Annotated in this window: 2 protein-coding genes and 1 tRNA gene; all 3 read left to right on the forward strand. The window is 38.4% G+C overall.

Features of this window, described 5'->3' with window-relative positions:
• Positions 1-168: 168 nt before the first annotated feature.
• A complete protein-coding gene (locus tag Q5O86_RS09205; protein ID WP_302626853.1) occupies positions 169-582 on the forward strand; it encodes an endosialidase in 414 nt (137 codons plus the stop codon).
• Positions 583-807: 225 nt separating this feature from the next.
• Positions 808-2,163, forward strand: a complete 1,356-nt coding sequence (gene radA, locus Q5O86_RS09210; RefSeq protein ID WP_302626854.1) for a DNA repair protein RadA — start codon at positions 808-810, stop codon at positions 2,161-2,163.
• 83 nt (positions 2,164-2,246) lie between these two features.
• Positions 2,247-2,317, forward strand: a tRNA-Trp gene (locus tag Q5O86_RS09215).
• The last annotated feature ends 6 nt before the right edge of the window (positions 2,318-2,323 follow it).

The following is a 2,323-nucleotide window of genomic DNA, read 5'->3' on the forward strand; positions in this document are numbered from 1 at the left end:
CAACACTATCTGCGAAGCAGATTAAAATGTGTTGCAATACAATTATTTGTAATCACTTTTCGAAGAAAAGTGATTGCCTGCTTGCAACACTATCTGCGAAGCAGATTAAAAATGTGTTGCAATACAATTATTTGTAATCACTTTATGACAAAAAAACAGGAGGATGAAATGGCAACAATAAAGGAATTAATCAAAAAAGAAAGTAATGGTTCTATTAGTTTTGGTAATTATGATTTACCTGAAAAGAAAAAACTTGCAGATTTTGAGGTCGCAGGTGATATCTATAAGGTAAAAACATGGCATGAGATAACCAAATTAGAGAGAAATGGAACTTTCGTATATGAATCAATTCCGGGAACGGCAGTAAATGTTTTTAAAGAAACAGCAGATGAGGTTACATTCTTTGTAGAAGGTGTCGGACATACACAGATTACATTAGAGCTCGAATCCGGTAAGGAATATAATGTGTTTGTCGGAGATAAAAATTTGGGTGTTTCTAAAACAGATGTTGGCGGAAAGATTACATTTGACGTGGAATTGCAAAAGAGTAGTATGACAATGGTTAAGATTGTGGCAGCCTAAAGCATCGAATATATAATGTAATGAAACAAAGCTGTTGCACTGGTATAGTGACAAAGATAATTATATTTTATCAATGCTATATGAGTGTAACAGCATTATTTGTGCAATAAGACCGTCAAGTGGCTGCTATGATTGTATGAGCAGATATTTGTGGTGTTTATTGTTTCTATAATGGTATTTTAGTAAGTGTATATAGTATGTACCATAAGAATGGAGCGCAGAGTTATGGCAAAGTCAGATAAGACGGTTTTCTTCTGTAAGGAATGTGGATATGAATCATCAAAATGGTTAGGGCAATGTCCGGGATGTGGTGAGGTAGGAACATTTGTTGAAGAACCGGTGGGTCCCAAAAATAAATTGACCAAAAGAAGCCTTCTAAATAGCAGACCGGTGGCGATTAATGAGGTTACGGCAAATGATGAAGAGAGAATTACAACAGGATTTAGTGAGCTTGACAGGGTTCTCGGAGGTGGTGTTGTTCCGGGAGGTCTGATACTTGTCGGTGGAGACCCGGGCATCGGTAAATCTACATTATTATTGCAAGTATGCAGAAATATGTCGAACAATGGTAAAAATATACTATACATATCCGGTGAAGAGTCTTTAAAACAGATAAGGCTTCGTGCAAACAGAATGGGACAATTCAATGATAAACTTCAATTACTTGCAGAGACAAGCCTGGATGCTATTGAAGCTATTGTGACGGAATTGAAACCGGATGCTGTAGTCATTGATTCTATTCAGACTATTTTTAGGGAGGATATCAATTCAGCGCCTGGAAGTGTGAGTCAGGTAAGAGAGTCCACAAATACTCTTATGCAGATGGCAAAGGGTTGTACGATACCTGTTTTTATCGTTGGTCATGTCACCAAAGAGGGTGTTGTCGCAGGACCCAGAGTGCTTGAGCATATGGTCGATACGGTACTTTATTTTGAGGGAGACAGACATGCATCGTATCGTATTATTCGCGGGGTCAAAAACCGATTTGGTTCTACCAATGAAATTGGTGTATTCGAGATGAGGGAGGATGGATTGCATCAGGTGTTAAATCCATCAGAGTTTATGCTGGAAGGCAGACCGGAAGAGGCATCAGGTTCGGTTGTGGCGTGTCTTATGGAAGGTACAAGACCTATTTTAGTGGAGATACAGGCATTGATTTCCCACACAAATTTTGGTATGCCAAGAAGGACTTCGGTAGGAACAGATTATAACAGAGTAAACCTGTTGATGGCTGTTATTGAGAAAAAAGTTGGAATACAGATGGGGGACTATGATGCTTATGTAAATGTGGCAGGTGGAATGAAAATAAATGAGCCTGCGATGGATTTGGCTCTTGTCATGGCATTGATAAGCAGTTATAAAAATAGGGCAATTCATTCAGATACGATTGTCTTTGGAGAAGTGGGATTGGCAGGAGAGGTTCGTGCTGTTTCTCAGGCAGAACAGAGAGTGCTTGAGGCAAAAAAACTAGGATTTAAAAGATGTATATTGCCGGCAGTGTCTGTGAAAACAATAAAAAAAGTAGATGGTATTGCATTGGTGGGAGTGAGTAACATAAAGGAAGCAGCTGATGAAATATAAAATACTGAAAAATGTATTTTATAATTGACATATCTGTTGGTTTATGGTATAAATATCTTTGTGCAAAAATGCATATTGTTTGAAGGGGTGTAGTTCATCGGTAGAATAAGAGTCTCCAAAACTCCAGAGGAGGGTTCGATTCCTTCCACCCCTGTTCTTA

The organism is uncultured Eubacterium sp., assembly GCF_937958975.1.
GTDB lineage: Bacteria > Bacillota > Clostridia > Lachnospirales > Lachnospiraceae > Eubacterium_G.

What these genes read in the sequence shown, in the direction of transcription:
- Q5O86_RS09205 (WP_302626853.1), top strand. Translation starts at nt 169, where the DNA reads ATGGCAACAATAAAGGAATTAATCAAAAAAGAAAGTAATGGTTCTATT.
- radA (WP_302626854.1), top strand. Translation starts at nt 808, where the DNA reads ATGGCAAAGTCAGATAAGACGGTTTTCTTCTGTAAGGAATGTGGATAT.